We start from the raw sequence: 21,001 nt of genomic DNA, 5'->3' as shown, positions 1-21,001 counted from the left end.
CCCGGCACATCGCGTCACACACGCTCCCTCGACATCGGCGCCCCTGCGGCGGCAGAACGCTTGCCGCCGCGCCACCCGATGCGTTCCCGGTCAACAATAATTAGAGGTAGGAGATGCAGGACAACTCATTGAGGCAAAGCCTCAAGCAACGGCACATCACGATGATCGCGCTCGGCGGCGTGATCGGCGCGGGCCTGTTCGTCGGCTCCGGCGCGATCATCGCGAGCGCCGGCCCCGCGGCGATCCTGTCGTACCTGATCGGCGGCGTGATCGTCACGCTGGTCATGTTCATGCTCGGCGAAATGGCCTCGCGCAACCCCGACAGCGGATCGTTCTCCACCTACGCGAGCAGCTATCTCGGCGAATGGGCGGGCTTCGCGGTCGGCTGGCTGTACTGGTTCAAGTCGATGATGACGATTACCGTCGAGGCGATCCTGCTCGGCGCGATCCTCCACGATTTCCTGCCGTGGCTGCCGATCTGGGGCGGCGCGCTGTTCATGCTCGTCACGCTGATCGCGAGCAACGCGTACTCGGTGCGCTCGTTCGGCGAAGCGGAATACTGGCTGTCGTTCGCGAAGGTCGCGACGATCATCGTGTTCATGGCGCTCGGCGCATCGATCCTGCTCGGCTTCCAGCCGCGCATTCCGGCGCCGGGGCTCGTGAACCTCACCGATCACGGCGGCTTCATGCCGAACGGCATCTCGCCCGTGCTCGCGGGCGTGATGGTCGTGATCTTCTCGCTCGGCGGCAGCGAAATCGCGGCCGTGGCGGCGGGCGAATCCGAGAACCCGAGCAATAACGTGATCCGCGCGATCAAGAGCGTGATCGTGCGCGTGATGGTGTTCTACGTCGGCTCGGTATCGATCCTGATCCTGTGCATGCCGTGGACCGACAAGGCCAACCTGAAATCGCCGTATGTGTCGCTGTTCAGCATGGCAGGCTTCACGAGCGCGGCCGTCGCGATGAAGATCGTGCTGTTCGTGTCGTTCATGTCGGTGATGAACTCGTTCCTGTTCTCGAACTCGCGCATGCTGTTCTCGCTGAGCCAGCGGGGTCACGCACCCGCGGTGTTCGGCCGCACCAACGCGAAAGGCGTGCCGATGAACGCGCTCGTGCTGTGCCTCGCGATCTGCGTGTCGATTCTGGGAATTCACTTCGTGAGCGGCGGCGACCTGTTCCTGATGCTCGCGAAGAGCAGCGGTGCGTTCGTGATGATCGTGTGGATCTTCATCATCGTCGCGCACTTCGCGATGCGCCGGCAGACGCAACACGAACAACGCGATCCGGCGGCGTTCCGCGCGTGGTTCTATCCGGTGTCGAACTGGGTCGCGCTGCTGGCGCTCGTCGCCGTGCTCGGCTCGCAGGCATTCAACCCGGATTCGCGCTTCCAGTTCTGGTTCACGGTTTCGACGGCGATCGCGATCGTCGCCGCGTATTTCCTGCGCCGCAAGCCGGCGCAACTCGGCGACGCGGCCGGCGCGAAGCTGCGCTGAGCGTTGGCGTCGGCGGCCGGGGGGCCATCGTTCGGTCGTTCGGTCGTTCGCTCAACCGAACGGCCGCACGCCGATCAGCAAGCCGTGCAGGAACAGCGCGAAGACGGCCCATGCGACGAGCCCGGCCACGATCGCCACGACGTCGCCCGACAGCCTGCCCGCGGGATAGCGTACGCCATCGCGGCGATCGCGCGCACGCCACACGACGAAATCGACGAGCGACCACACGAAGAACGCGCCGAACAGCACGACCGCGTGCAGCGTGCCGTTCGCGAGCAGGTGCGCGATCGCCCAAACCGCCACGCCGGCCACCATCGGATGGCCGACGAGCATCTTGATGCGGTTGCCGGGCACGTACGACGCGGCGATCAGCACGAAGGCGATCGCGGTCAGCATCCCGGTGAGGTGGCGCACGCCGACGGGCGACACCCACAGCAGCGTCGCGCCCTCACGCGCGATGCCGTAACCCCAGACGATCAGCACGAAGCCGACGATCGACGCGATCGCATACGGGCCCTTCCAGCCTTTCTCGCCGATCCGCTCGATCGTCGCCGACCGCCAGCCGTCCGCGACGAGCCGGATCGAGTGCACACCGAGGAAGATCGCTAAACCGAGAATCAGGACGAGCATCGGCTGTCTCCGTCTGGAATGATGAGTGGGGAAGCATGCCGCGCGACGTACGATGCGTCGTTCGCGGAGCCGGCGGCGAGGCCGGCGCGGGTCGCGCGATGCACGGGTGCAACCCGCGCCGATCATAAACGCCGGGGCCGCCGTTGTGAAGCACGGGGGATGTGCGATGCGGCAAGCCAGTGGCTTTTGCGCACCGGTGCGGGCGCGCCGCCGGGCATCACGCCGCGTGCACCGCACGGATACGGCCGAGACCGAAAGAAAGGAAAGCGAAGTTCGCGAAGCGGTTGCTTCGCTTGGTCGGTATTAGGTTTGCTTGCGTTTTGCTGTGGGTTTTGCCGCTGGTTTCGTCGTTGGTTTCGCCGCCGGTTTCGCCGCTCGCTTCACCGCCGGCTTCCCTTCCCCCACCGGTTTCACCGCCGCCCGCGCCTTGCGCTTCGGCGGCCCTGCCAGCAGCGCCGCGCGATACGCGCTGCGGCACCAGTCGAACAGCGCGCCTGCGTCCTCGAGCACGTCGGCCGGTGTTTCGTAGTAGCCCGCGAGCGCGACGGTCCGCGTGGGCCGCTCGTACAAGAACGACCCCATCCCCGCCGCGACGAACGCCGGACGGTTCACGGCATCCACACGCAGGAACAGCGACCCGCGCGACATGAAGCCGAACATCACGCCGTCGAGCCGCATCGCCGCACCGCTGAAGAACCGCACGACCGTCACGTTGCCGAGCGGCGCGAGCTGATACGCGATCTCCTCGCCGCGCGCCTTCTCCGACTGCCAGCTCATGCGCGCTCCGTGCAACGTTGCGTCCACGCATCGAGCGCCGCGTCATCGAAGCCGACCGCCGCCGCGCTGTCGCGAATCTGCCGCCACGTCGCGCGGTCGACCGGAATGCCGCCGGCACCGCGTGCCGCGCGGCTGGCCTCTTCCGGCTCGCCCGGCACCTGCACCGGCGCGTCGCCGGCCTGCGGCGACGCCTTCGCCCATGCGACGAACGCATCGGCTTCGCGCTCGGCGTCGGCCGCATCGAACGCATTCGGATCGATCAGCACCGACAACATCCCGTTGACGATCGCGCTCGTCTTCTGCAGCGTGTCGCCGTAGGTGGTATGCCCGCCGACGAGCGCCCCGCCGAAAATCTCGCACATCGCGGCCAGCGCATAGCCCTTGTGCAGTCCGAACGGCAGCAGCGCACCGAACGGCTGCTCGTGCATCACGGCCGGATCGTCGGTCGGCTGCCCGCGATGGTCGATCAGCGACCCGGCCGGCACGCGCTTGCCCTGGTTGTACGCGACACGCGTCTTGCCGTACGCGATCGCGCTCGTCGCGAAATCGAGCAGCAGCGGCGGCCGGCCCGCACGCGGATACGCGGCACAGAACGGGTTCGTGCCGAAGCGCGGATCGGTGCCGTGCAACGGTGCGACCAGCAGGTCGCCCGGCACGTTGACGAAATGGAACGACACGAGCCCCGAGCGCGCGCACTGTTCGGCCCAGTGCCCGATGCGGCCGAGATGATGCACGTCGCGCAGCCCGATCGCACAGATACCCATGCGTCGCGCACGCTCGATCCCCTCGACCATCGCCTCGAACGCGATCACCTGGCCGAAGCCGCGCCCGCCGTCGATCGTCAGCACCGCGCCGCCGTCGCGCACGATCGACGCGTGCCCGTTCAACTGCAACTGCCCTTCCCGCCACGACGCGACGTAGTTCGGGATCATCCCGATCCCGTGCGAATCGTGGCCCGCGAGATTCGCGCCGACCAGATGATCGGCGACGAGCGCAGCCTCGCGCCCGCTGCTGCCGGCCCGTTCCCAGAGTGCCGCGACGAACGCATGCAGCGGTTCGGCGCGCATGCGCAGCGGTTCGGTATCGGGCGTCGGCAGTACGGTCATCGGCAACACTCCATCAAGTCGGCCCGGGTCGGGCCATCGGCACGTCGGGCAATCCGGCGATCAGCGCGCGGTCGCGATCACGTCCGCGACCGCCGCCGTCAGCTTCTTCGCGTACGGCACGTGCAGGAATTCGTTCGGGCCGTGCGCGTTCGACTTCGGCCCGAGCACGCCGCACACCATGAACTGGGCGGACGGAAAACCCTCCTGAAGCACGTTCATCAGCGGGATCGTGCCGCCGAGGCCCATGTACGCGCAGTCGGCACCGAAGTGGCGGCGCGACGCGGCATCGAGCGACGATGCGAGCCACGGCGCGAGATCCGGCGCGCTCCAGCCCGTCGCGGCGCCCGCGTCCGGCTTGAACGTGACCTTCGCGTTGTACGGCGGATCGAGTTCGAGCAATTCCTTCAATTGCTGCACGGCCTGCGCGGCGTCGACGAGCGGCGGCAGGCGCAGCGACAGCTTGAACGCGGTGCGCGGGCGCAGCACGTTGCCCGCATCGGCGAGCGCCGGCAGGCCGGCCGCACCGGTGACCGACAGCGACGGACGCCACGTCGAATTCAGCAGCGCCTCGCGCGGATCGGTCGTGGTCGGCAGCACCGGCTTGCCGTCCGCGCCGCAGGCCCACGGCAGCCCCTTCCACACGGCGTCGCCGAGAATCGCGGCGGCCGCGTCGGCTTCGCGCACGCGGCTGTCGGGAATCTCGCAATGGAACACGCCGGGCAACAGGTTGCCGTTCTTCGCATCTTCGAGACGCTCGAACAACTGGCGCATCACGCGGAAGCTCGACGGCGCGATGCCGCCGAAGACGCCCGAGTGCACGCCTTCCTCGAGCACCTCGACCTGCAGGTCGCCGGACACGAGCCCGCGCAGCGACGTGGTGAGCCACATCTGGTCGTAGTTGCCGGCGCCCGAATCGAGGCACACGACGAGCGATACCTGGCCGAGCCGGTCGCGCAGTGCGTCGACGTACGGCAGCAGGTCGTAGCTGCCCGACTCCTCGCAGGTCTCGATCAGGCCGACGCAACGCGGCCGCTCGATGCCCTGCTCGTCGAGCGCGCCGAGCGCCGCGAGGCTCGCGTAGATCGCGTAGCCGTCGTCCGCGCCGCCGCGGCCGTACAGCTTGCCGTTCTCGTACTTCGGCGTCCACGGGCCGAGGTCCGCGCGCCAGCCGTCGAATTCGGGCTGCTTGTCGAGGTGGCCGTACAGCAGGATCGTGTCGGTGCTGCCCGAGCGCGTGGCGGGCGTTTCGAAGAAGATCACCGGCGTGCGGCCGGGCAAACGCACGATCTCGAGCTTCAGGCCCTTCACCGGCTGGCGTTCGGCCCACTGCGCGGCATCGGTGACGACGCGCTCGAGATAGCCGCGCTTCGCCCAGTCGGGGTCGAATGCCGGGCTCTTCGCGGGAATCGCGATGTAGTCGGTCAGTGCATGGAGGATTTCATCGTTCCACTTGCGCTCGATGAAGGTAACGAGCTTGTCATGGTCGAGGACGGGGGTAGTGTCGACGGAAGTCATGGTGGGGTGCCTGGATCGGGCTGACGAAAATCCGGATGATACGCCGATGGGCCGGGCCCCGGGGGCGCTTTCCGTGGCCGCTTTCGGGGCCCCTTCAGGTCCTTTTCCCGTTTTCCCGACGTTTTCCCGACGTGTTCCCGGGCTGCCCTCGCGCCCGTCAGGAAAAACCCGTGTGAATGCGCCGAGCGGCTCGGCCGCGTCGGCCTGCTGTCAGCAGAAATCGGCACCCATCACGTGAACGCGAAGCATATTGCGCAAGCAACACGTTTTTCATTCCGTTGACGATAATCAACAAAATCGATCACTGATCGAGTGATTATTTACGTCACGCCGCGATTTAACCCATTCGACAAAACGCTCAATTAGCGACCGACGCGCCATTCGACCGGCCTTTGCGACCGTCCGGCATCGGGAGCGCTGGCCCCACAAGCCCAACCGCGCCGCGCCACCGAGGTCGCACCGAGACATCGTTTCTCTCAACTCAATGATTCACATCAATATTCAAACGATTTAACTTCTGCATTTTCATTTAAAAATCCGATTACCGAGATAACATGACACCGCTTAATAAAACGGCGATCCGCACCGGAATCGTCGACCGGCGCCGGGCCGCGCCACCTCAACCGCATCACGTCTTTTCAAGGAGCCTCGCATGTCCGATGCCAGCTCGTCCCCCTCCCGTTCCGCCGCCACGCCGGCCACCGCTTCCGCGCCGAAAATCGGCGTCGTTCCCGCCACGCTGATGGTCGCGGGCAACATGATGGGCTCCGGCGTCTTCATGCTGCCCGCGAACCTCGCCGCCACCGGCGGCATCGCGATCTTCGGCTGGCTGATCACCGTCGTCGGCGCCGTGTCGCTCGCGCTCGTGTTCGCGAAGCTCGCCGCGATCGACCCGGCCGCCGGCGGCCCGTACGCATACGCGCGCAAGTCGTTCGGCCCGTACATGGGCTACCAGACCAACCTGATCTACTGGCTCGCGAACGTGCTCGGCAACGTCGGCCTCGCGGTCGCGGGCCTCGGCTATCTCGTGCACTTCTTCCCGGTCCTGAAAGACCCGCTCGTGTTCGCGCTCGCGCAGATCTTCGTGATCTGGCTGTTCACGTACGCGAACATCCTCGGGCCGAACGTCGTGGGCCGCGTGCAGTCGGTCACGACGATCTTCGCGCTCGTGCCGATCCTCGGGATGGCCGTGTTCGGCTGGTTCTGGTTCAGCAAGGACGTGTACTTCGCCGGCTGGAACGTGTCGGGCACGAGCAGCTTCAACGCGATCGGCGCGACGCTGAACTTCACGCTGTGGGCGTTCATCGGCGTCGAGAGCGCGTCGGTGTCGGCCGGCGTCGTCGAGAATCCGTCGCGCAACGTGCCGATCGCGACCGTCGGCGGCGTCGTGCTCGCGGCCGTCTGCTACGTGCTCAGCTCGACCGTGATCATGGGGATGATCCCGAACAAGGCGCTGCTCGCATCGAGCGCGCCGTTCGCGGATGCCGCGCGCCTCGCACTCGGCGATACGGCCGCGAACGCGGTCGCGATCTGCGCGGCGCTCGGCTGCCTCGGCTCGCTCGCGGGCTGGACGCTGCTGGTCGGCCAGACCGCGAAGGCGGCCGCCGACGACGGCCTGTTCGCCGGCGTGTTCGCCCGCGTGAACTCGAAGAACGTGCCGTCGGCCGGCCTCGCGATCGTCGCGCTGATCATGTCGGTGCAGGTGCTCGCGACGATGTCGCCGAGCGCGAGCGAGCAGTTCGGCAAGATCGCGTCGATCGCCGTGATCATGACGTTGCTGCCGTACATCTACTCGTGCATCGCGATCAAGGTGCTCGGCTACGGCAAGATGCCGTCGCACCAGTTCACGTTCTACACGATCGTCGGCCTGATCGGCGCCGTCTACGCGCTGTGGGCGATGGTCGGCTCCGACGGCCAGCAGACGCGCTGGTCGCTGATCTTCGTCGTCGCGACGATCGTCTTCTACGAGCTGTCGATCAACCGCCAGCGCGAGATCGAGGAAACCCACGTGCATCCGGGCGGCCGTTCGCCGCGCTGGGTGCGCTATCTCGCGCTCGGCGTGACCATCGCCGCGCTCGCCGCCACCTTCTGGATCTCCGTGGGCCGACACCGGGCCGACGTCCTTCATGCTCGCTCGCCGGCCGTTGCCGCGAGCGTCCAGGCAACCCAACCGACGGGGGAATGACACATGACCGCATCCTTGACCCAACCGGCCTTCCGCCGCCTCGGCATGAAGGCATTGCTGGTGCAGCACGACATCGACGAACGCACGGCCACCGGGCGCGCCGCGACGGCGCTGGCCGAAGAGCTGCGCGCGCGGCTCGTCGACGTCGTGATCGCGACGTCCGCCGACGATGCCTGCGCCGTGGTCGCCGCCGATCCGGCGATCCAGTGCCTGCTGCTCAACTGGGAACTCGGCGGCGACGTCGCCCATGCGCCCGCGCAGGCCGTGCTCGACGCGATGCGCGCGCGCAACGCGACCGTGCCGGTGTTCCTGCTCGCGAGCCGCGCGAGCGCGTCCGCGATTCCGGTCGACGCGATGCGCAAGGCCGACGACTTCATCTGGCTGCTGGAGGACACCACCGCGTTCATCGGCGGCCGAATCGTCGCCGCGATCGAGCGTTACCGCGAAACCGTGCTGCCGCCGATGTTCCGCGCGCTCGCGCAGTTCTCGCGTGTGTACGAATACTCGTGGCACACGCCGGGCCACACGGGCGGCACCGCGTTCCTGAAATCGCCGGTCGGCCGCGCGTACTTCGAATTCTTCGGCGAAGCGCTGTTCCGCTCGGACCTGTCGATCTCGGTCGGCGAGCTCGGCTCGCTGCTCGACCACTCGGGCCCGATCGGCGAAAGCGAACGCTACGCGGCGCGCGTGTTCGGCGCGCATCGCACGTATCACGTGACGAACGGCTCGTCGATGTCGAACCGCGTGATCCTGATGGCGAGCGTCACGCGCAACCAGGTCGCGCTGTGCGACCGAAACTGCCACAAGTCGGCCGAGCACGCGATGACGATGTCCGGCGCGATTCCGACCTACCTGGTGCCGTCGCGCAACCACTACGGGATCATCGGGCCGATCATGCCGGAGCGGCTCACGGCCGCCGCCGTGCGCCTCGCGATCGACGCGAACCCGCTCGTGCGCGGTCGCGCCGGCATCGACCCGACGCCCGTGCATGCGCTGATCACGAACTCGACGTACGACGGCCTCTGCTACAACGTCGCGCGCGTCGAGGCGCTGCTCGGCCAGAGCGTCGACCGCCTGCATTTCGACGAGGCGTGGTACGGCTACGCGCGCTTCAATCCGATCTACCGCGACCGTCACGCAATGCACGGCGATCCGTCGCAACACGACGCGAGCAAGCCGACCGTGTTCGCGACGCAGTCGACGCACAAGCTGCTCGCCGCGCTGTCGCAGGCATCGTTCATCCACGTTCGCGACGGCCGCAACCCGATCGAGCACGCGCGCTTCAACGAGGCGTACATGATGCATGCGTCGACGTCGCCGAACTACGCGATCATCGCGTCGAACGACGTGAGCGCCGCGATGATGGACGGCCCCGGCGGCGAGGCGCTGACGACCGATGCGATCCGCGAGGCCGTCGCGTTCCGCCAGATGCTGGCGCGCCTGCACACGGAATGCGCGGAGAACGACGACTGGTTCTTCGACGGCTGGCAGCCCGACAGCGTCGTCGATCGCAAGACCGGCCGCCGCGTGCGCTTCCACGAAGCGGACGAAACGCTGCTCGCCACCGACCCGTCGTGCTGGGTGCTGCATCCGGGCGACACGTGGCACGGCTTCGGCGACATCGAGGACGACTACTGCATGCTCGACCCGATCAAGGTGTCGATCGTCACGCCGGGCGTCGCACCGCACGGCGGGCTGATGCCGGTCGGCATTCCGGCGTCGGTCGTCACCGCGTATCTCGACCGGCACGGAATCGTCGTCGAGAAGACGACCGACTTCACGATCCTGTTCCTGTTCTCGCTCGGCGTGACGAAGGGCAAGTGGGGCACGCTCGTCAACACGCTGCTCGACTTCAAGCGCGACTACGACGCGAATGCGCCGCTCGAACAGGCGCTGCCCGAACTCGTCGCGCGCTATCCGGCGCGCTACGGCAAGCTCGGCCTGCGCGACCTGTGCGACCTGATGTTCAGCGCGATGAGCGACCTGAAGACGACCGAGATGATGTCGCGCGGCTTCTCGACGCTGCCGAAGCCCGACTACAGCCCGGCCGAGGCGTTCGAGCACCTGGTGCACAACGACATCGAGATGCTGGAGCTGTCGGAGATGGCGGGCCGCACCGTCGCGACGGGCGTCGTGCCCTATCCGCCGGGCATTCCGCTGCTGATGCCGGGCGAGAACGCGGGGCCGGCCGACGGCCCGCTGCTCGGCTACCTGAAGGCGCTCGAGCAATTCGACCTGCGCTTCCCCGGCTTCACGCACGATACGCATGGCGTCGAAGTCGAGGACGGGGTGTACCGGATCGCGTGCATCAGGCAGAAGGCGCTCGACACCCGCACGCGCTGAGCCTGCCCGGTCGATCGGCCGCCGCGGCGGCCGGCCGGACTACGCGGCAGGCCGCGTTTCGCTTGCCGCGCCGCATCCGCGTAGCGTCGCGCGACGGGATCCGATGCGGCGCCCGCTATCGCGCGCCACGATCCATCCCGCGCCGGTACGCGGCCGGGCTCGTCGCCGCGACGCGCCGGAAATGCCGGCGCAACGATTCCTCGGAACCGAACCCCGCGCGCGCGGCGACCTGCGCGAGCGGCAACGCGGGATGCGCTTCGAGCATGTCCTTCGCGACGTTCACGCGTTCGCGGATCAGCCACGCGAGCGGCGACATCCCCGTCGCGTCCGCGAACTGACGCTGCAGCGTGCGCGTGCTCATCGCGGCCTGCGCGGCGAGCGATGCGAGCGTGTGCGGCTCGGCCGCGTGCGCGCGCATCCAGTCGATCAGCTTCGCGAGCCGGTCGGTGCCGCCCGGCGCGACCGGGCGCGGCACGAACTGCGCCTGGCCGCCGTCGCGATGCGGCGGCAGCACGAGGCGCTGCGCGACCCGGTTCGCGATCGCGCCGCCGTGATCGCGGCGCACGAGATGCAGCAGCATGTCGAGCCCCGCCGCCGATCCCGCCGACGTGACGATCTGCCCTTCGTCGACGTAGAGCGCATCGGGATTCACGCGCAGCGCCGGATAGCGCGCCTGCAGCTTCTCCGCATAGCGCCAGTGGGTCGTCACCGTGAGGCCGTCGAGCACGCCTGCCGCCGCCAGCACGAACACGCCCGAGCAGATCGAGCAGAGCCGCGCGCCGCGACGATGCGCGGCCCGCAGCTTCTTCAGCAGCGGTTCCGGCGGCAGTTCGTCCGGATCGCGCCAGCCGGGAATCACGATGGTATCGGCGCGATCGAGCGTCGCGAGCCGGTAAGGCGCCGCGACCGTGATGCCGCCCGCCGCGCGCACGGGCCCCGGCTCGCTCGCGCAGACCGCGAAGCGATACCAGTCGACCCCGAGTTCGGGGCGTTCGAGCGCGAACAGTTCGACCACGCAGCCGAATTCGAACGTGCAGAGGCGATCGTAGGCGAGCGCGACGACGAGATGATTGTGCATGGCGCGATGTTACCGGAACTTGTCGATCGCGCCACTGCCGCGAAACGCGCGGAACCGCGATACTACCCCTCATTCCACCGCGATCCGCGCAATCTTCAGGAGAACCTGCGATGTCCTTCGTCACCGACGTACCCGCCGCCGACAGCCCCGCCGCCCTCGCCCACTTCGAGGCGTCGCTGCGCTACGAGACCGATTGCTGGGACGTGCACGACGCGCTCGCGTCGGGTGCGCCCGATTTCGTGCTGCTCGACGTGCGCGGCCCCGACCAGTTCGCGGCCGGCCACGTGCCAGGCGCGCGCAACCTGCCGCGCCGCAAGATCATCGAGAGCAAGCTCGCCGGCTATCCGGCCGGCACGCTGTTCGTCGTCTACTGCGCGGGCCCGCACTGCAACGGCGCCGCGCGCGCGGCGATCCAGCTCGCGCGCCTCGGCCGGCCGGTCAAGCTGATGATCGGCGGCGTGACGGGCTGGCTCGACGAAGGTTTCGCGCTGAGCAACGAAGTTCAGCCCGCGGCGGCCGAAGCCGGCTGATCATCATTAAAAGCGCAACAATCAATTGCCGACGCGCGGCCTGCACGCTACCGAAAAAAGCGCGACAATCAGTCCCATTGCAGTTCGGATGGAGCAGCAACATGCAGAACGCAGTCCTGATTCAAGTAGCCGGTTCGGTAGCCGCGATCGCGATCTATTTTCTGCCGGCAGTCATTGCCGACCGGCGCGGCCGGCACGACAAGCTGACGGTCGCGATGTTCAACGCGCTGTTCGGGTGGACCGGCATCGGCTGGCTGATGACCCTGTACTGGGCCTGCCAGCCGAATCCGCGCACCGACGTCGCGCAGACGATCCTCGCCAAGCGCCGCGGCATCAGCATGCGGACCTTTTCCACCGGTCTCGTCGAACGCGTGCAGCGCCGCGTAGCCGCCCAGGAGCAATGGGCGGAGAAGCAAGGCTGCCGATAAGTCCCTCCTTCCCGCTCACCCTGCTGCGTCGAACTTCGGCATCCTGACGTTGGTCGACGCACGGTAATGCCACACCAGCCCGTCGCGCGGCGTCTCGCCGCCCGCACGCAGCCACGCCCCGAACGCCCCCGCCGTCACCGCCCGCGCGATCCGCTCGCCCGGGCACGCATGCGGCCCCGTGCCGAAGCCGAAATTCGGGCCGGCCGCACGGCCGGGCATCAGCCGGTGCGGGTCGCGATGCACGGCAGGGTCGCGGTTCGCCGCGGCGAGCACGACGAGGATCGCGTCGCCGGCTTCGACGGTCACGCCTTCGATCGTCGTGCGCGACGCGACGAAGCGGCGCGTGTTCTGTACCGGTGAATCGAGGCGCCCGATTTCGGCAACGAATGCGTCGAGCGCGGCATCGTCGCGCACGGTGCGCGTTGCCGCCTCCCCGCCCGCCTCCCCGTTCCACGCCACCAGCGCATTGCCGAGCCATGCGGCGGTCGCCTCGCAAGTCTGCGACAGCAGCCCGACGAGATTCGCGACCCGCGCTTCGCCCGCCTGCCAGCCCGACGCGCGGGCCGCCTGCTGTATCGCGGCGACGAGCGTGCCGTCGTGCGCATGCGTCTGCGCGACGCGCGCCGTCATGCGGTCGAGCAACTGCCGCGCGGCGTCGCTCGCGCGGGCCAGCGCCGCCGCATCCGACAACGGCGACAGCGCGGCGACGAAATCGACGACCAGCAGCGCGATATCGTCGAGCTGCGTGTCGTCGAAGCCGAGCAGATCGGCCACCGCGCAGACGGGCATCGTCATGCACCACGCGTTCAGCGCGTCGGCGTCGCCCGGCGCCGGCAAGCACCGCGCGGCAAGCTGCGCCGCGCGATCGCGCAACGCGGTGGCATCGATCGGCGCGAACGCCGCGCGCAGCGCCTGCTTCGGCACGTCGTGCCGCATCGCGCCGTCGTTCATGCGCACGAGTTCGCCGAACAGCGCGCCGGCCGTCGTGCCGCGCAACGCGGGCGGCACGGGCGCGTCCAGCGGGCGCACGCGGCAGGCCGGATGGCCGAGCACGGCCGTCACGGCAGCCGCGCGGCTCGCGACCCACAGGCCGAGCGTGGCGTCGAACGCGAGCGGCGGCCCGTCGACGAGCGCCGCATAGTAGGGATAGGGATCGCGGTGCGTGACCGCTGCGATGGGATCGGTCGGGTTCATGCAGACAGTATCGGCGCGGCGCGCCGCCGCATGTTTCGGGCTGACGTGAAATGTCGCGGCGCAGGCGCCGCGTGCGGCCGCATCGCGGCGGCAAGGTGTCGTCAGGCGGCCGACCGGTAGCGATGCGACTGCATCCGCATGCGGACGCGCCCGGCGGAAATCGCACGCGGCTCGGGCACTACCGTGTCGTGAGGAAACATTTCCTGCCGGAATTCGCCGCTCTCGTCGAACCACTGGCAGATCAGCCAGTCGCCGTCGTCGAATACGACCGGCCCGGCATAGGTGACGGTCATGCGCGGGCCGCCCGTCTTCAGCGTCACGACATCGCCGACGCCAAACCTGACGCGTTGATTTTCTCGGATCGTCATCGCTCTCTCAGCATTTTTATATATCGATATAACCGGCGGCTCACCAACCGTTCATTCGAACGTGCCGCAGATTATCAATCAAAAAATCGCCGTGCAACTCCCGTGTTCAAAAACATACCTGCCGGGAAAATGCAACAATGCGCGCCATCGACACGCACGGCGAATGCCCGATCGCCCGGTCCGGCTTGGCTTGCGCGCCGGACCGGGTCGTGCGGGCCGAATGCGGAGAATAGACGATGGATTTTGCGCCGTCACCGGCGTTTAATCCTGACGTGAAATCGGTTGATTATCGTCAATCCACGTTTCGACTGGAAACGATCCCACGATTTATCGACGCTCATTCGCCGAACAAAACCGGCGAATTATCGGGCGACGCAAACCAGCGATTGATGTCGCGCCCCGGCACGCCCGCTTGCGCGAACGTAAACGTGCCGTCCTGCACCATCTCCTTCGCGGCGCGCAGGAACGCGCCGAGCGCGGCCCGCGCCAGCGCACCGCCGACGCTCACGCGCTTCACGCCGAGCGCCGCCAGCGCGTCGAGGCTCAGCAACCCGCCCTGCAGCCCCATTACGACGTTCACGGGCGCCCCGACCGCCTGCGTCACCGCCGCGATGTCGTCCGCATCGGTGATACCGGGCGCGTACAGCACGTCGGCACCCGCGTCGCGATAGGCGACGAGCCGCGCGATCGTGTCGGCGAGGTCGGGGCGGCCGTGCAGGTAGTTTTCGCAGCGCGCGGTCAGCGTGAACGGAAACGGCAGCGCGCGCGCCGCGTCGACGGCCGCCGCGATGCGCTCGATCGCCGCGTCGCGCGCGTAGATCGGCGTGTCGACACGCCCCGTCGCATCCTCGATCGAGCCGCCGACTGCGCCGGCCTCGGCCGCGAGCCGGATCGTTTCGGCCACCGTGTCGGGTGCGTCGCCGAAGCCGTTCTCGAGATCGGCGCTGACAGGCAGGCCGCCCGCGGCGACGATCTCGGCGATGTGATCGAGCATCGCGTCGCGGTCGATCGCATTGTCGGGCCGGCCTTTCGAAAACGCGTAGCCGGCGCTCGTGGTCGCGAGCGCCTCGAAGCCGGCCATCGCGAGCAGGCGCGCGGTGCCGGCGTCCCACGGGTTCGGGATGATGAACGCGCCGGGGCGCGCATGCAGTGCGCGGAAGGCTTCGGCCTGGCGGGCTTGCAGATCGGAACGGGGCATCGCGGACTCCGGAAGGAAGGGGATGACCGAGCGTACGCCTGTCCTGCATCCGACGTTTCAGCATGCATCGAAATGTCGTCGCGCGACAGGAAAAAACCGGTGCGCCGGGTGCTCGCTTGCGGCCAGTGCCGGGTACCCTGCAACCCGGCCGCGAGCGGGGCGGCACGCAACACGCCGCCGCCCTCGCGCCCTTGCAGCCGTTGCCGGCCCACGGTCGTTCAGTTCGACGCCGGCCCCCCGCCGTCGATCCCGAGCAATATATCGGTCACGGCTTCGGAGAAATACAGCGCGCGCCCGTCGATCAGCACGCCGTCCGGATTCGACGGGTGCCGTGCGGCGAGCGGCACACCATGCGCGAGCAGCACCCGCGCGCACGCCTCCCAGTCGGCCGGGCCGACATGCTCCGGCTCGTTGACGGACGCCCACGCCAGCGTGCCGAGCGCATCGCTCCCGAACCCGTGCGTTTCGCGCCAGCTCGCGCCGTGCGCGAGCAGGAACGTCAGCAAATCCGCATCGCCGCGGAACACCGCGTGATTCAGTGCGCTCGCGTCCCAGTCGCCGCCGCGCGCCGCGATCGGCCAACCCAGTTCGACCATGACCTTCACCGCGTCGGCCGCCCCCCATGCGGCGGCGTCCGGCAGCAGCCGCAGCCGCTCGTCGGGCAGCGCACCGGGCAGTTCGGGATGCCGCGCCTGGATGCGCCGTGCGTCGTCGGCGTCGGCGCGCGCGCACGCCGCCACGAACGCGTCCGCCGCGTCGAGCGGCTCTTCCGCGCCGGCCGCGCGCAACAGCGCCGCGACGTCCGACAATCCGGTCTGCATCGCGAGCCGGTACGCACTGACGCCGGTCGGGGTCCGCGCATGGGGATCGGCGCCGGCGGCCAGCAGCGCGGCGACGTGGCGCGCCGAGCAGCGCACGCCGATCGCCCGCAGCAGCGGTGCGCCCCAGGTCTGCGCCAGCCCCTCGCCGGGCGGCTCGTTCGGGTCGCCGCCGTGCGCGAGCAGCAGTTCGAGCGCATCCGCATCGCGCATGTCGAATGCGCGACGCAGCGCATTGGTGCCGCTCACCCGCGCGCCGTGTTCGAGCAGCAGCCGCGTACAGGCCGGATTTTCCACCGAGTGATACAGCGATTCGCCGTCGTTCGGGTCGGCGCCGGCGTTCAGCAGCATCGCGGTGAGAACCGGATCTCGATTGACGCCCGCCGCGCCGTACAGCGCCGACAGCGGCCCGGCTTCGTCGGGCGCGTCGAGCGATGCGGGAGGAAAGCGGTTGCCGATCCGCTGGTTCGGATCGGCCCCGGCATCGAGCAGATGGCGCGCGCAAGCGCGCAGCCTGACCGCGAACTCGGGAATCTGTCCGAGCTGCGAATGCGTGACGGCGACCAGCGGCGGCAGCTTCAACGCGCCGCCGGCGCGCGCGATCCAGCCGGGATCGGCGGCCAGCGCCGCCTTCACGGCGTCGAGGTCGCCGGCCGCGCAAGCGACGGTCGAATCGTGCGCGACGAGATCGGGATGGTCGAGCAGCAGTTGCGCGGCGACGCGCGGCCGGGCCGTGGCGACGCCGCCGGTCACGTCGCCGCCGTACGCGAGGTCGAGCCAGCGGCGGATCAGTTGCGCGCGCGGTTGCCCGCCGAGCGCATGCATGTCGACGAATGCGCCGAGATCGGCCCACGACGCGAAACCGTACTCGCGCGCAATGCAGGATTGCGCGTCGTGCAGCCGAAGCCCGAGCGCGAGCGTTTCGTCGTGCGTGCGGTTCGCGGCGGCGGGGAGAAACCGGATGAAGCGCGCGACGGCATCGGCGTCGCCCTGACGGTACAGGCGCAACAATGTCTTGGCCTGCTTTTTCAGATGATCGGGATGGGCCCCGGGAGGCAGTTTTTTCATGCGAATCCTCGTGCAGTCATGGCCGAAGGTCCGCAATACCGCCAGCACAAAGGACAGGGGGAAAGCTGAATTTGCTGCAACAGGTGGGTTCAACCCTTTCCGCGGACCCGGAAGCGCCCTGCATCGCTGACCGGTATCCTAGGCGACGGCCGCCGCCCGCGTCAACCGCTCAGCCCGCGAGCTTCTTCGTCAGGAAAATGCGCGTGTGGCCGACCGGATAATCCGGCAGTTCGCCAAAGCGGACATAGCCGCGCTTCTCGTAGAACGGCCGCGCCTGGAAGTCGAACGTGTCGAGCCACGCGCTGTGGCATCCGCGTGCGACGGCTTCCGCTTCGGCCAGATCCATGATGCGCGTGCCCGCGCCCTGGCCGCGCGCGGCCTCGGGCACCACGAGCAGGTCGACATGCAGCCAGCCGTACGCGGTGCTGCCCCACAGGCCACCGACCACCGCACCTTCTTCGTCGGTCACGATCACAGCCAGCGCACGCGCGTCGTTCGGGCCGGCCCGGCTTTCGTTGAACCGGACGAGCGGCGCGACGATCTGCTTGCGCACGTTCGCGTCGCCCGCATCGGTCACCTCGTATGTGAACGTCATCGGTCGAGTCTTGTGAATGGGAAAGCGTAAATGGAGCGGCGTGGCAGCCGCACGTCCCGCGTCAAACGACGTAGGCGCCCTTCGCGTGCAGTTCCGCTTCGGTGCGTTCGAGCGCGGCGATCGCATCGCTGCCTTCGAGCGCCAGCAACTGCGCGACCAGCGCTTCGGCCATCGCGTGCGCGGCCACCAGCGACGGGAAGAACGACGGGCTGTCGTGCGTGAAGATCAGTTGCGCATCCGCGTGCAGCGCGATCGGCGACACCGCGCTGTCGGTGATCGCGACGATCCGGCTGCCCTGCGCCTTCGCGGCCTGCGCGACGCGCGTCGCTTCCGCCGAATACGGCGCGAAGCTGACGACGACGGTCACGCTCTGCTTCGCGATCGTGCGCAGCTCCATTTCGAGCGAACCGGCGACGCCGTTGAGCAGCGACACGCTCGGACGAAACAGCCGGTAGCCGTACACGAAACCGAATGCGACCGGATAGCACGAGCGAAACCCCGCGACATGTACGTGCGACGCCTTGCGGATCAGTTTCGCGGCATCGGCGAGCGCGTGCTCGTTCTGCGCGGCGGTGGCCGACAGATTGTGCTGTTGCGCGGCGAGCAGGTCGTGCGCGAGCGACGCCTTCGCGTCGGGCCGTACGAGCGAGCGCGCGCGCTGCGTGAGCGGCTCGGGGCGCGTGCGCACGCGCGCGACGCACAGGTCGCGCAGCTCGTTCCAGCCGGGGAAGCCGAATTGCTGCGCGAGCCGCACGAGCGACGCGGGCTGTACCTGCGCGCGCTGGGCGACCTTGCGCATCGACGACGTGGCGACTTCGTCGGGATGATCGAGCAGGAAGGCGGCGCCCGCCTGGAATTGCGGGCTCAGCTCGGAAAATTGCGCCCGGATCCGGGACGCGAGTTCGTCGAAATTGGCGGCCATCTTGGTGAGAACGGGAACCGGTCGTCCATGGTATCACCGGCCCCGCGCGCACCGGTCAGCGCAGCACTTCGACGTGATCGGCGTCGACCTTCGCGCTGCCCGACCATTTGCGCTCGAATTCGCCGGTCACCCTCACCTCGTTCTTGTCGCTGACGGGCTGGCCGGCCAGCCACAGCTTGTCGTCGATCTCGACGCGAATCGTACCGGTCGCATCGGCGAACTCGTAATCCTCGCCGCCGATATGCTTGACGATGCGGCCCTGCAACTGCACATGCTGGTCGTCCTTGCCGTTCGCGAGCAGTGACTTCACGGTGGTCGTGGTCAGCGCGGTCGGCCCCGTGTATTGCGCGTAGACGGCGGCCGGCAGCGTGGCGAGCGCGACCGCCAGGATTCTGGCCAGGTGTTTCATGATGTCGGTCCTCTTCTTCGATGTGACGCCGCGCCCCGTTGAACGCGACGGCCCAAGATTACGGACCGTAAGATTAAGCAAACCTGAAGGTCGTACCGAGGCGACACGGTGTCGCATAAGACGTGTACGAAGGCGGCCTTCGCACGGTCCGTATTTAAGCTTCGCCTAATACGGCGGCGCTTATCATGGGAACCCCGGGCGCCGCGGCGCCCTGTTGAAAAGGCACGAATCCATGCGCGTATTGCTCGTCGAGGACGATCCGCTGATCGGCAGCGGGCTCGAACAGGGGCTCAAACAGGAAGGCTTCGCGGTCGACTGGGTGAAGGACGGCGACGCCGCCTCGCTCGCGTTGCGCGCGACCGGCTACGGCCTGCTGCTGCTCGATCTCGGGCTGCCGAACCGCGACGGCCTGTCGGTGCTCGCCGCGCTGCGCCGCCGCGACGAAACCCTCCCCGCGATCATCATCACCGCGCGCGACGGCGTGCCCGACCGCATCGCGGGCCTCGACAGCGGCGCCGACGACTATCTCGTCAAGCCGTTCGAACTCGACGAGCTGCTCGCGCGCATCCGCGCGGTCAACCGCCGCCATGCGGGCCGCGCGCAGACGACGCTCGCGATCGGCCCGCTGCGGCTCGACCCCGTCAAGCATCTGGTGTGGCTCGACGACGACGAAGTGCCGCTGTCGCCGAAGGAATTCGTGCTGCTGCACGAGCTGATGCGCGACCCGGGCGCGGTGATTTCGCGCGAGCAGTTCGAGGAGCGGCTGTACAGCTGGGGCGAGGAAATCGAGAGCAACGCGGTGCAGGTGCACATCCACAACCTGCGCAAGAAGCTCGGCCACGACATGATCCGCACGGTGCGCGGCGTCGGCTACCGGATCGGTGACGGCGCATGACGCGCATGCAACGCGCGCTCGCGCGCTGGCGCAATGCGTCGCTGCGGCGGCGCCTGCTGACGTGGCTGCTGCCGGCCGCGTGCGTGATCGGCCTCGTCGCGAGCGCGGGCACCTACTGGGGCGCGCTGCGCGAGCTCGACGACCTGCTCGACGACCAGATGCGCAGCATGTCGAAGCAGATCGTCGTCGGCCCGAACGGCGAGCTGTCGTTCAGCAACCACGCCAACGGCAAGCACGGCTTCGAGGCGGGCGACCCCGACGCAGTGCTGTTGCAGGTCTGGCGCAACGGCACGCTCGTGTATTCGACCGACCGCGATTCGGCCCTCCCGCCGCCCGCGCAGAAAGGCATCGCGACCGTCGACGTCGGCGGCCAGCCGTGGCGCACCTATGTGACCGAGCGCGGCGGTACGACGATCCGGCTCGCCCAGGCTCGCCATGCCCGCTGGGAAGCGATCGCAGGCATCGCCGTGCACCTGCTGTGGCCGGTGTTCTCGATGCTGCCGCTGCTCGCGATCGGCCTGTGGTTCGGCATCGGCGCGGGGCTGCGGCCGCTACGCTCGATCGCATCCGGCCTCAAACGCAGGAATGCGAACAATCTGGAACCGGTCGACGTCGGTTCGATGCCGAACGAAGTCCGTCCGCTCGCCGAGGCGATCAACGACCTGCTCGCGCGCCTCGACCGCTCGTTCACGCTGCAGCGCCACTTCATCGCCGATGCCGCGCACGAGTTGCGCACGCCGATCATGGGGCTGTCGATCCAGTCGCAGTTGCTGCGGCGCGCGTCGAGCGCGGAGGAACGCGAGCGCATCCTCGCGCAGATCCAGGCGGGCACGACGCGCCTCGGCCACCTCGCCGAGCAGTTGCTGACGCTTGCGCGCCTCGAACCCGATGCGCAGGCGGCCGCCTGCACGTCGGCGCCCGTCGATCTCGCCGCACTGTGCCGCTCGGTGGTATCGGATCGCACGCGTGTCGCCGATGCGCACCGGATCGACCTCGGCGCGATCGTGTCGACGCCCGTGATGACCTCGGGCAACGCGGACACGCTGCGCGTGCTGCTGAACAACCTCGTCGACAACGCGATCCGCTATGCGGGCGACGGCGCGCGCGTCGACGTGTCCGCGCGGCTCGACGGCACGACGCCCGTGCTCGAAGTCGCCGACGACGGCCCCGGCATCCCGGAAGCCGAACGCACCGACGTGTGGGAGCGCTTCTATCGCGGCAAGGGCGCGCAGGCCGTCACGTCCTCGGGCAGCGGGCTCGGGCTGTCGATCGTCAAGCGGATCGCCGAACAGCATCGCGCGACGGTCGCGCTCGGCACCACGCGCGGCGGGCGCGGGCTGACCGTCACCGTGCGCTTTCCGCAGCCGGCCTGACCCGCGCGCATCGCGCGGCTTGTCCACAGATTGTGTTGGCAAGCTTGTGGACAACCGTCCGTTAACGACACCAAGC

19 protein-coding genes are annotated in these 21,001 nt (G+C 68.5%); 7 read left to right on the top strand and 12 right to left on the bottom strand.

Annotation, left to right across the window (positions count from 1 at the left end; genetic code table 11):
* Positions 1 to 113: 113 nt before the first annotated feature.
* Positions 114 to 1,493, top strand: coding sequence for an amino acid permease (locus tag HWX08_RS01175; RefSeq protein ID WP_174922345.1), 1,380 nt, complete (start codon positions 114 to 116; stop codon positions 1,491 to 1,493).
* Positions 1,494 to 1,544: 51 nt separating this feature from the next.
* Here the strand turns inward: HWX08_RS01175 and HWX08_RS01170 are convergent, their stop codons facing one another.
* The 4 genes from HWX08_RS01170 to HWX08_RS01155 all read right to left on the bottom strand — a co-directional run bounded on the left by HWX08_RS01170 (position 1,545) and on the right by HWX08_RS01155 (position 5,521).
* Positions 1,545 to 2,123, bottom strand: a complete 579-nt coding sequence (locus tag HWX08_RS01170) for an NnrU family protein (RefSeq protein ID WP_069260464.1) — start codon at positions 2,121 to 2,123, stop codon at positions 1,545 to 1,547.
* 303 nt (positions 2,124 to 2,426) lie between these two features.
* Complete coding sequence (locus HWX08_RS01165; RefSeq protein ID WP_174922344.1) at positions 2,427 to 2,900, bottom strand: TfoX/Sxy family protein; 474 nt, start codon at positions 2,898 to 2,900, stop codon at positions 2,427 to 2,429.
* Entirely contained in the window at positions 2,897 to 4,006 is a 1,110-nt protein-coding gene (locus tag HWX08_RS01160) for a malate/lactate/ureidoglycolate dehydrogenase (protein WP_174922343.1), read from the bottom strand. Before HWX08_RS01160 ends, HWX08_RS01165 begins: the two co-directional genes overlap by 4 nt.
* A gap of 60 nt (positions 4,007 to 4,066) precedes the next feature.
* Positions 4,067 to 5,521 carry a M20 family metallopeptidase gene (locus tag HWX08_RS01155; protein ID WP_174922342.1) on the bottom strand — a complete coding sequence of 485 codons (1,455 nt, stop codon included), beginning with the start codon at positions 5,519 to 5,521 and terminating at the stop codon, positions 4,067 to 4,069.
* 652 nt (positions 5,522 to 6,173) lie between these two features.
* Between HWX08_RS01155 and adiC the strand changes: the two genes are divergently transcribed.
* Together adiC and HWX08_RS01145 are read left to right on the top strand one after the other, a co-directional pair.
* Positions 6,174 to 7,706: an arginine/agmatine antiporter gene (adiC, locus tag HWX08_RS01150; protein ID WP_107312794.1), complete on the top strand. Its 1,533-nt coding sequence runs from the start codon at positions 6,174 to 6,176 to the stop codon at positions 7,704 to 7,706.
* A gap of 3 nt (positions 7,707 to 7,709) precedes the next feature.
* Entirely contained in the window at positions 7,710 to 10,049 is a 2,340-nt protein-coding gene (locus HWX08_RS01145; RefSeq protein ID WP_174922341.1) for an Orn/Lys/Arg family decarboxylase, read from the top strand.
* A gap of 115 nt (positions 10,050 to 10,164) precedes the next feature.
* Here HWX08_RS01145 and ftrA read toward each other — a convergent pair whose 3' ends face one another.
* Positions 10,165 to 11,127, bottom strand: coding sequence for a transcriptional regulator FtrA (gene ftrA / locus HWX08_RS01140; RefSeq protein WP_069260470.1), 963 nt, complete (start codon positions 11,125 to 11,127; stop codon positions 10,165 to 10,167).
* Between the two features lie 110 nt (positions 11,128 to 11,237).
* Between ftrA and HWX08_RS01135 the strand changes: the two genes are divergently transcribed.
* The gene (locus HWX08_RS01135) at positions 11,238 to 11,657 is read left to right on the top strand and encodes a rhodanese-like domain-containing protein (protein WP_069260471.1); all 420 of its coding nucleotides are present in this window, start codon (positions 11,238 to 11,240) and stop codon (positions 11,655 to 11,657) included.
* A 101-nt stretch (positions 11,658 to 11,758) separates the two neighbouring features.
* Positions 11,759 to 12,085 carry a superinfection immunity protein gene (locus HWX08_RS01130; RefSeq protein ID WP_011354384.1) on the top strand — a complete coding sequence of 109 codons (327 nt, stop codon included), beginning with the start codon at positions 11,759 to 11,761 and terminating at the stop codon, positions 12,083 to 12,085.
* A 15-nt stretch (positions 12,086 to 12,100) separates the two neighbouring features.
* On the opposite strand, the gene HWX08_RS01125 is transcribed toward HWX08_RS01130, so the two are convergent.
* The 7 genes from HWX08_RS01125 to HWX08_RS01095 form a co-directional block, all read right to left on the bottom strand.
* Positions 12,101 to 13,279 (bottom strand): cytochrome P450, encoded by a 1,179-nt coding sequence (locus HWX08_RS01125; RefSeq protein WP_174922340.1) that lies wholly within the window; start codon positions 13,277 to 13,279, stop codon positions 12,101 to 12,103.
* Positions 13,280 to 13,380: 101 nt separating this feature from the next.
* Complete coding sequence (locus HWX08_RS01120; RefSeq protein ID WP_069260472.1) at positions 13,381 to 13,647, bottom strand: YodC family protein; 267 nt, start codon at positions 13,645 to 13,647, stop codon at positions 13,381 to 13,383.
* A 337-nt stretch (positions 13,648 to 13,984) separates the two neighbouring features.
* A complete protein-coding gene (locus HWX08_RS01115) occupies positions 13,985 to 14,845 on the bottom strand; it encodes an isocitrate lyase/PEP mutase family protein (protein WP_069260473.1) in 861 nt (286 codons plus the stop codon).
* A 218-nt stretch (positions 14,846 to 15,063) separates the two neighbouring features.
* On the bottom strand, positions 15,064 to 16,731 hold the full coding sequence (locus HWX08_RS01110) for an ankyrin repeat domain-containing protein (protein WP_174922339.1): 1,668 nt from the start codon (positions 16,729 to 16,731) through the stop codon (positions 15,064 to 15,066).
* Between the two features lie 169 nt (positions 16,732 to 16,900).
* Positions 16,901 to 17,326, bottom strand: coding sequence for a GNAT family N-acetyltransferase (locus HWX08_RS01105; protein ID WP_174922338.1), 426 nt, complete (start codon positions 17,324 to 17,326; stop codon positions 16,901 to 16,903).
* Positions 17,327 to 17,387: 61 nt separating this feature from the next.
* Positions 17,388 to 18,248 (bottom strand): MurR/RpiR family transcriptional regulator, encoded by an 861-nt coding sequence (locus HWX08_RS01100; RefSeq protein WP_069260476.1) that lies wholly within the window; start codon positions 18,246 to 18,248, stop codon positions 17,388 to 17,390.
* A gap of 55 nt (positions 18,249 to 18,303) precedes the next feature.
* Positions 18,304 to 18,657, bottom strand: a complete 354-nt coding sequence (locus HWX08_RS01095; RefSeq protein ID WP_069260477.1) for a NirD/YgiW/YdeI family stress tolerance protein — start codon at positions 18,655 to 18,657, stop codon at positions 18,304 to 18,306.
* A gap of 232 nt (positions 18,658 to 18,889) precedes the next feature.
* Between HWX08_RS01095 and HWX08_RS01090 the strand changes: the two genes are divergently transcribed.
* Together HWX08_RS01090 and HWX08_RS01085 are read left to right on the top strand one after the other, a co-directional pair.
* Entirely contained in the window at positions 18,890 to 19,552 is a 663-nt protein-coding gene (locus HWX08_RS01090) for a response regulator (RefSeq protein ID WP_069260478.1), read from the top strand.
* Positions 19,549 to 20,925 (top strand): ATP-binding protein, encoded by a 1,377-nt coding sequence (locus HWX08_RS01085; protein ID WP_174922337.1) that lies wholly within the window; start codon positions 19,549 to 19,551, stop codon positions 20,923 to 20,925. Before HWX08_RS01090 ends, HWX08_RS01085 begins: the two co-directional genes overlap by 4 nt.
* Positions 20,926 to 21,001 lie beyond the last annotated feature (76 nt).

It is taken from the genome of Burkholderia metallica (assembly GCF_902832845.1).
Taxonomy (GTDB): domain Bacteria; phylum Pseudomonadota; class Gammaproteobacteria; order Burkholderiales; family Burkholderiaceae; genus Burkholderia; species Burkholderia metallica.
The sequence above is the reverse complement of the archived record's forward strand: the minus strand, read 5'-3'. Positions and strand labels throughout refer to the sequence as shown.

What these genes read in the sequence shown, in the direction of transcription:
- HWX08_RS01175 (WP_174922345.1), top strand. Translation starts at nt 114, where the DNA reads ATGCAGGACAACTCATTGAGGCAAAGCCTCAAGCAACGGCACATCACG.
- adiC (WP_107312794.1), top strand. Translation starts at nt 6,174, where the DNA reads ATGTCCGATGCCAGCTCGTCCCCCTCCCGTTCCGCCGCCACGCCGGCC.
- ftrA (WP_069260470.1), bottom strand. Translation starts at nt 11,127, where the DNA reads ATGCACAATCATCTCGTCGTCGCGCTCGCCTACGATCGCCTCTGCACG.
- HWX08_RS01170 (WP_069260464.1), bottom strand. Translation starts at nt 2,123, where the DNA reads ATGCTCGTCCTGATTCTCGGTTTAGCGATCTTCCTCGGTGTGCACTCG.
- HWX08_RS01120 (WP_069260472.1), bottom strand. Translation starts at nt 13,647, where the DNA reads ATGACGATCCGAGAAAATCAACGCGTCAGGTTTGGCGTCGGCGATGTC.
- HWX08_RS01090 (WP_069260478.1), top strand. Translation starts at nt 18,890, where the DNA reads ATGCGCGTATTGCTCGTCGAGGACGATCCGCTGATCGGCAGCGGGCTC.
- HWX08_RS01160 (WP_174922343.1), bottom strand. Translation starts at nt 4,006, where the DNA reads ATGACCGTACTGCCGACGCCCGATACCGAACCGCTGCGCATGCGCGCC.
- HWX08_RS01145 (WP_174922341.1), top strand. Translation starts at nt 7,710, where the DNA reads ATGACCGCATCCTTGACCCAACCGGCCTTCCGCCGCCTCGGCATGAAG.
- HWX08_RS01085 (WP_174922337.1), top strand. Translation starts at nt 19,549, where the DNA reads ATGACGCGCATGCAACGCGCGCTCGCGCGCTGGCGCAATGCGTCGCTG.
- HWX08_RS01105 (WP_174922338.1), bottom strand. Translation starts at nt 17,326, where the DNA reads ATGACGTTCACATACGAGGTGACCGATGCGGGCGACGCGAACGTGCGC.
- HWX08_RS01100 (WP_069260476.1), bottom strand. Translation starts at nt 18,248, where the DNA reads ATGGCCGCCAATTTCGACGAACTCGCGTCCCGGATCCGGGCGCAATTT.
- HWX08_RS01165 (WP_174922344.1), bottom strand. Translation starts at nt 2,900, where the DNA reads ATGAGCTGGCAGTCGGAGAAGGCGCGCGGCGAGGAGATCGCGTATCAG.
- HWX08_RS01110 (WP_174922339.1), bottom strand. Translation starts at nt 16,731, where the DNA reads ATGAAAAAACTGCCTCCCGGGGCCCATCCCGATCATCTGAAAAAGCAG.
- HWX08_RS01125 (WP_174922340.1), bottom strand. Translation starts at nt 13,279, where the DNA reads ATGAACCCGACCGATCCCATCGCAGCGGTCACGCACCGCGATCCCTAT.
- HWX08_RS01095 (WP_069260477.1), bottom strand. Translation starts at nt 18,657, where the DNA reads ATGAAACACCTGGCCAGAATCCTGGCGGTCGCGCTCGCCACGCTGCCG.
- HWX08_RS01115 (WP_069260473.1), bottom strand. Translation starts at nt 14,845, where the DNA reads ATGCCCCGTTCCGATCTGCAAGCCCGCCAGGCCGAAGCCTTCCGCGCA.
- HWX08_RS01135 (WP_069260471.1), top strand. Translation starts at nt 11,238, where the DNA reads ATGTCCTTCGTCACCGACGTACCCGCCGCCGACAGCCCCGCCGCCCTC.
- HWX08_RS01155 (WP_174922342.1), bottom strand. Translation starts at nt 5,521, where the DNA reads ATGACTTCCGTCGACACTACCCCCGTCCTCGACCATGACAAGCTCGTT.
- HWX08_RS01130 (WP_011354384.1), top strand. Translation starts at nt 11,759, where the DNA reads ATGCAGAACGCAGTCCTGATTCAAGTAGCCGGTTCGGTAGCCGCGATC.